Source organism: Anaerotignum sp. (genome assembly GCF_031981185.1).
In the GTDB taxonomy this organism is placed as follows: Bacteria; Bacillota; Clostridia; order Lachnospirales; family Anaerotignaceae; genus Chakrabartyella.
In genome coordinates this window covers 7,278-14,808 of the sequence record NZ_DALYUL010000016.1, presented here as the reverse complement: position 1 = coordinate 14,808, position 7,531 = coordinate 7,278, and the positions used below count along the sequence as shown (strand labels likewise).

General features: G+C 43.7%; 4 protein-coding genes. All 4 read left to right on the top strand.

Features of this window, described 5'->3' with window-relative positions; genetic code table 11:
• Positions 1 to 710, top strand: a 710-nt coding sequence (locus tag RTK36_RS10170; RefSeq protein WP_312046789.1) for a sensor histidine kinase, incomplete at its 5' end; no start/stop codon positions are given.
• Complete coding sequence (locus tag RTK36_RS10165) at positions 707 to 1,501, top strand: response regulator (protein WP_312046787.1); 795 nt, start codon at positions 707 to 709, stop codon at positions 1,499 to 1,501. The genes RTK36_RS10170 and RTK36_RS10165, both read left to right, overlap by 4 nt.
• A 205-nt stretch (positions 1,502 to 1,706) precedes the next feature.
• Positions 1,707 to 2,081 carry a LytR/AlgR family response regulator transcription factor gene (locus RTK36_RS10160; protein WP_312046942.1) on the top strand — a complete coding sequence of 125 codons (375 nt, stop codon included), beginning with the start codon at positions 1,707 to 1,709 and terminating at the stop codon, positions 2,079 to 2,081.
• A 175-nt stretch (positions 2,082 to 2,256) separates the two neighbouring features.
• The coding region (locus RTK36_RS10155) for an InlB B-repeat-containing protein (protein ID WP_312046785.1) at positions 2,257 to 7,531 on the top strand (5,275 nt) is incomplete at its 3' end.

Genomic DNA, 7,531 nt, shown 5'->3' with positions numbered 1-7,531 from the left:
TAATTGTTATATTAACTGTTTCCATGATCTTTACTGTTGCTATAACTGAGCATGTCAGACGACTGGGTTTAGACGGACAGCGAATACGCCAACAGTATCAAGAGGCTTCTGAACGGATAAAATGGACTGAGACGGCGTTGCTGCAAACGAAGATCAAACCCCATTTTCTCTACAACACGCTGACTGCTATTGAGCAGCTTTGTGATACCGACAGCCAGAAGGCACAGGAGGCCATTGGGGACTTCGCTGCCTTTTTGCGCAGCAATATCGACTTTTCAACTGAGACACGCTTGATTCGAATTGAAAAAGAGTTATCCAATGTAAAGCATTACCTCTCCCTGGAGCAAATGCGTTTTGAAGAGCGATTGCAGGTGGTTTATGATATTCAAGCGGGAGGATTTGTATTACCGCCTCTGGTGGTGCAGCCTATGGTGGAAAATGCAGTGCGCCATGGGGTCACGAAAAGACCGGAAGGCGGAACCATCACAATTTCTATCATGGATACTTCCAATGATTACGTAATTACGGTGACAGATGATGGTGTGGGGTTTAATCCGGATAGTGACACATGGGTTGGTGAATATCACATCGGTATAGATAACGCAAGGGAACGGCTACACCGCCAATGCGGAGGAACCCTGCATATTGACAGCAAAATCGATGTTGGCACAGTGGTGACGATGTCTATACCAAAGGGGGTAAACGTATGAATTTTATTGCGGTAGACGATGAACGCCTTGCGCTGGAGAATCTGATTTCCAAGTTAAAGAAGGCCCAGCCTCAGGGGGAAATTCGTGGTTTCTTGCATCCCCAGAAGGCACTTGCAGAAATTGGAAATGGGTTTTGTCCTGATATAGCGTTTTTGGATATTGAAATGTACGGCATGAGCGGCATTGAATTGGCTTTGTGCTTTAAAGAAGTTTTGCCTAAAATTAATTTGGTTTTTGTTACGGGATTTCCTGAATATATGCCAGAGGCGTTTGCATTACATGCCAGCGGCTATATAACGAAGCCGGTCAGTGTCCAACGGATACAAGAAGAATTGGATAATCTGCGATTTCCTGTGCCGCAAAGCAAAGCCCATGTTCAGGTACAAACCTTTGGTCACTTTGATATTTTTGTTGATGGCAAGCCGCTGTTGTTTGAGCGCAAACGCACAAAGGAGCTGTTGGCCTGTCTGGTGGATCGGCGGGGGGCGGGGCTTACCATGCAGGAACTGGCCGCCATATTGTATGAGGATCGGCTGTATGACAGTTCCTTGCAAACCCAGTTGCGGGTACATATATCTGACTTGCTGAAAACGCTGACAGAAGCGGGAGCAAAAGATATGATTGTGCGAAAGCGAAATTACATCGCTGTGGATACAGAGCAGTTCGACTGTGACTATTACCGTTTTTTAGCCGGTGATGTCCCCACGATAAATAAATTTTCTGGAGAATATATGGTAAGCTACAGTTGGGCAGAGTTGACAACGGGAAGGCTATGCCAGCGAAAAATGTAGTTGCCCTTAGTCAAAACTAAAAATATAGGATATGCACGTAAATTTTTTGTTTTTTTTTACGTGCATATCCTTTTTTGTTACGGTTTTGTTACGGTTGAAAGAGTAAAATAAAAGTGTAAAAGATTGTCAAAAAAAGTCGGGAGGCCGAACTATTGTCTAAATAAAAATTCAAAATGAAAATGATAGAAGGGAGGGAGTGGATTTTATGTATCTTATGGCAGTAGACGACGAACGTGTGGCACTGGAACGACTGCTTGTAAGGCTGGAGGATGTTCATCCGCTAGCGGAAATAAAAGGCTTTCTAAATTATGTGACAGCTTTCGCAGAAATAGAAAACGGATTTCGACCCAAGGTTGCTTTTTTGGATATAGAGTTGGGGGGAATGAATGGGATTGTTTTAGCTCAAAGACTTCAAAAGGCAATTCCTGATATTAATCTGATTTTTATTTCCAGTAGTAAAGATTATCCTTATATGTCAGATGCCTTTGCCCTGCATGCCAGTGGATACCTTACAAAGCCATTGTGCGAGGAACGACTTCGTGAGGAATTGAAGAATCTTCGATATAAACCGCCCATGTGAGAAAAAGACGAATAAGGAAGACCGCCAGTCGTTCGTAATAAGGAGGTGTTTTTGAGTGAGCTTCTGTATATCAAGTAATGAGAATAATACTGCGTAATTGGGGGATGACGCCTGTACCTACACAATTAGTGGGTATTACCTTAGAAAATCAATGAAGAATTAGGAGGATAGGTATATGAACAAAAACAAATTATTCCGACGTATTCTAACAATGGCGTTATCCGTTGCTATGATCCTGGGAATGTTGCCGGTAACTGCGCTGGCTGCAGGTGAAACATTTTATGCGGATATATCACAGGGAAATGTGAATGTCTCTAATGGAGAGATTGCATATTACGACTCCGAAGGGAGTCAAACGGAAGCGTATTCCTCTGGTGATAGTATTATCATCACGGGAACTACAGCAGAACACACTATCACGGTTGATGGCGTAGATGCGAATATCACGCTCGACGGCGTGGATATTCAGCTGACCGAGGAGAACAAATGCGCTTTTGCGTTGGAAAACGATGCAGCAGTCAATCTGACGCTTGAGGACGATACAACAAATACTTTAACAAGTGGAAATAATTGCGCTGGATTGCAAGTTCCAGATGGCACAACAATCAACATTGATGGCGGCGGAACGCTCAAGGCGAACGGCGGCAAATACAGTGCGGGTATCGGCGGCAATTCAAATATCGGTGGTGGAAATGTCACGATCCAAGGAGGAATAATAACAGCAAATGGAAACTGGGGCGGCGCTGGGATCGGCGGCGGCATGGGTACTGCGGGAGGTACGTTAACGATTACCGGTGGCACAATTGATGCGGGTGACATTGGTCAGGGCGCGAACGGTGATAATACAAATGACTACTGTTATATTTCTGGCGGATCAGTTTATGAAGAACAAGCGGTTTATATACATTCGCACACGCAGGTCAGCGAAAGCTACGATACACCTGTCTACATGACCACTGTCACACTAGGTGGCATTGATAAAAAAACGGCAGTGGATTCACTTTCAGTTACATACAATTCAAGTTCTTATTCATATGGAACAGATAGTATGTATACAGACGAGTCAGGCAAGTTATACCTCTGGCTTCCAGATGGTGCAACGGTTACAGGAGCAGAAGTTGGCGAAACATCTTATTCTGGTTCTGTTACAACTACAGATGATTACACCACTGCCGTAGGCACTTTGACTGCTTCGGGCGGCTCTGATGAAGAAGCGCCTACTGTGGAGAGTGTTACACCAAATGGTACGGACGTCGCAGCCAGCGGTGATGTTGTCATCACTTTCAGCGAGGCGATGGATACAAACACGGCAGGCACGGTGTCACTGGACAATGGCGTGGATACATTGAACACAGGTGAGTGGTCGGGAGAAAACAAGGTTTACAAAGTTTCTTATTCCCAACTAGCTAACGACACGGAATATACCATTACCATATCTGGTTTTAAAGACGTGGCAGGCAATAAGATGACAGAAGATACCCATACCTTTACCACGAAGGCGTCTGGTGGTTCCTCCATATGGGATGGAACCACGGACAAAAGCTGGTATAATGACACGGATAAGGAGTTTACCATCACCACTGCAAAACAGCTGGCAGGGCTTGCGGAGTTGGTCAATGACGGAAAGGATTTTTCTGGCAAGACCGTTAAGCTGGGTGAAGACATTGTTTTGAACGATGTGTCCGATGCGGATAATTGGGATGAAAACACTAAAGACCTCAATAGTTGGGCGCCTATCGGAAATGATAATGCCTACTTTAGCGGCATTTTTGATGGCAACGGACATACGGTAAGTGGAATTTATATTCAAGTAGATAAATATGGAGAGGGATTATTTGGCAGTATAAAAAACGGAACCGTACAGAATTTGGGTGTTACCAAAAGTTATATTTGCGGAAAGGCTAGGATTGGCGGTATCGTAGCTTACTGTGATGGAGGAACAATCTCAAAATGTTATAACGAAGGCACAGTTCGTAGTACAAGCCAGAATATGGCTGGATCTGAGGTTGGAGGTATTGCAGGCTGTATAAATAGTTTAAATAACAAAGCCAAGGTGGAAAACTGCTATAACACAGGAAATGTAATTGGAAGTCATGGTTGTATTGGTGGCATCGTTGGTAATTCTATTAATAATTCTTCGGTTGTTAATTGCTATAACACAGGTACCTTGAATTATGGATCGAATACGAGTTTTATTGGTTGCATCGTAGGTTTCAACGATGTTACAGTTACAGATTGTTATTATGATAGTACCACATGTGGATATAATGACAATACTGACGGTGTTCAAGGTAAGTCTACTAAGAATATGCAGACAGCCACACCATTTAAGAACTGGAGCACAGACGTTTGGATATTTGAAGCTAATAAGTATCCACAACTGATAAAACCTGAATCTTCTGGCGAATCTGGAGACGAGACCTACACAGCAAAGGTATCCCCTAACAGCAATACCTTTGCAGAGGCGTTGGCTGGATACAGTGACCAAGCGGCACAGGAATTTACCATTACCAATACGGGTACGGGAACCATTACAGGTCTTAGTGCAACACTGTCTGCTGAAAGCAGTTTTGTAATTAGCACGGCGTTGTCATCTGAGAGTATTGCCCCAGGGGGAACCGCTACAGTAAGCGTTCGACCGAAAACTGGTCTGTCGGCAAATACCTATACAGACACACTTGCCATAACCGGAGACAACGCTGTTTCTCTCATGGCCAGCCTGTCCTTTGAAGTAACAAGCAGCGGTTCCTCCATATGGGATGGAACCAAAGACACAAGCTGGTATAGTGACACAGGTTCTACGTTTACCATCACCACTGCGGAACAACTGGCAGGGTTTGCGGAGTTGGTCAATGGCGGAAAGGATTTTTCTGGCAAGACCGTTAAACTAGGGGCAGACATTGCTTTGAACGATGTATCCAATGTGAGCAAATGGGAGACAACTGCACCGAAGAATACATGGACGCCTATCGGCGTACAGAATAAGGTGTTTAAGGGCATTTTCAATGGTGAAGGTCATACAGTAAGCGGTATCTATATAAATTCAGGTGAAGATTATCAGAGCCTATTCGGGTGGATTTTAAAAGCTGAAATTATAAATCTTGGCGTAATGGATAGCTATATCAATGGTAATATGTTTGTGGCAGGCGTGGTCTCACATAGTGACAGTAGTACAGTCAAAAATGTCTGCGTGACGAATAGCTATATTAATAGCTCCTATTACTTTGCCGCAGGCATAGTGGCAAATAATGCTTCTGCTTCTGGAACGGTTCAAAACTGCTACAATGCGGGCATTGTAAAAGGATATTCCGGTACAGCCGCGGGCGTCGTATTCTACAATAGTGGAACAGTTCAAAACTGCTACTATGACAAAGAAACAAGTGGTGTTGATGTTGGCATCAGTGGTGGTGATGTTGAGGGGCAAGCTGTGGGTAAATCTATAGACTGGATGAAGAATGCCACTAATACCTCGGGTATAGAATCAGACGATAGTACATTTAACGAATGGGACACTTCCATATGGGTTTTTGAATCCGATAAATATCCATACTTTAAGCAGATTGAAACAGGCGCAGACGCAGTAGACGCTGCTAAAACCGCAGCGGCTGGCGCAACCTACGAAACAATAAAACAGGCGGATGCAGCTGATGAAGAGGCCGTTAAAGTGGCAGTTGAAAAGATTGCGAAAGAAGCGGTCAAAGATGACACTGTGACTGTTACAATAACTGATGGTAGTTACACTGCGCCCACAGCGGGTACTTCAGCAGACCCAGACGGCACAGATGGCAGCTACAGCTTTACTGTTACTGTGAAGAAGGGTAATCAAAGCAGAACTACAGATATGATTACTGTTACGATCAAAGCTACAGTGGATGAGAATGCATTGACAGGAAAGGCTACGATTACGGGCGACGCGGTGTTCGGCAAGACACTGACGGCATCACTTACGGACAGTAACAGCACCGGTACTCTTTCCTATCAGTGGATAAGGGGCGGTGAAGATATCTCTGGTGCAACAGAGAGTACATATACGTTGACCAAGGATGATGTAGGCGCAGTAATCACAGTGAAGATCACCAGTAGTGATAAAAAAGGCACACGAACCAGTGATGCTACATCTGAAATTGGCAAAGTGGATTGTGAGGGAACTGCGTTGGCTCCCATACTTTTGGAACGAACGGATAATAGTATTACTTTGCAACCCGTAGAAGGTTATCAATATGGGATAAGCTTCATGCCGCCTGATGCAGAACAGGAACAGTTTATTAGTCAGGATAGCAATAAATTTATAGACTTGAGATCAGGCCTAGAATATAAAGTTTATCAGTGGATCAAGGAAACCGATACCCACAAAGCTTCTAAGAAAAGTGAAGCTTTGACTGTAACTACAAAAGTTATGGTTACATATAACTGTAATTATGAAGGGGCACCCGAATGCTATAGCAAGCTAAGTGCTTCCGTTGGTGACAAATTGGCAGCACCTACTACTCCGATAAGGGCAGGATATACCTTTGGCGGCTGGTATACGGATAGTAACTGCAAAAACCCATGGAATTTCAAAACCGATAACGTGGAACATTCCATGACATTTTACGCAAAATGGACAGAGAAAAGCCCTGAAACTCTCGAAGTGATCTATGTCGAGGGCGACACAACTTCGGGAAAAGTACCTAAGGGCCGTTCCAATTATAAATCCGGTGATACGGTTACCGTTTTCGGAAACAAAGGAAATCTCTCCAAAAGCGGCGCATCTTTTTTAGGATGGAGCCATGGAACAACAACATATAAAGAAGGAGATACCTTTACAATTAATGATAATATGGTTTTGACTGCAGTTTGGACTGAGGAAACGAAAGAATGTACGGTAACCTTCAACAGCAATTACGCAGGAGGCGGTACTTATACCACCCAAACTGTTACATACGGTTCCTTATTGACGAAACCAGCTACGCCCACAAGAAATGGTTACAGCTTTATTGGTTGGTATAAGAATGCTAATTGCACTAACCCTTGGAGCTTTGAGTTTGATACCGTTACAGAGAATACAACCCTTTATACTAAATGGGCCCAGGGAACATACAGCGTAAGCGGTACGGTGGTAGATGATATAACACCACCGAACAAAGTAGATGGTGCCACAGTAAAGATTATGAAGGGAAATATTCAATTCGGGGATACCGTTCTTACAGATTCTGACGGTAATTTCACCGTTAGTGGTATACCCGATGGTGAATACAATATCGTTATTACAAAGAACGGTCAAATGATTACCCTTCACATAAAAGTAAATGGCAGTGACTTTACTTATAAGGGGCAGATAATATTACCCAAGGCCAATAAAAATTCAAAGCTGAACATCATTGGCTCTGACACTCCTAATATAGTGGAGAACGGGTTGGATGACCTTTTTCAAGATTCGGATATTTACGACGATACGAGTAAACAAACTG

Bases quoted from the DNA above. Each gene is read 5' to 3' on its own strand.
- RTK36_RS10165 (WP_312046787.1), top strand. From the start codon at position 707: ATGAATTTTATTGCGGTAGACGATGAACGCCTTGCGCTGGAGAATCTG.
- RTK36_RS10160 (WP_312046942.1), top strand. From the start codon at position 1,707: ATGTATCTTATGGCAGTAGACGACGAACGTGTGGCACTGGAACGACTG.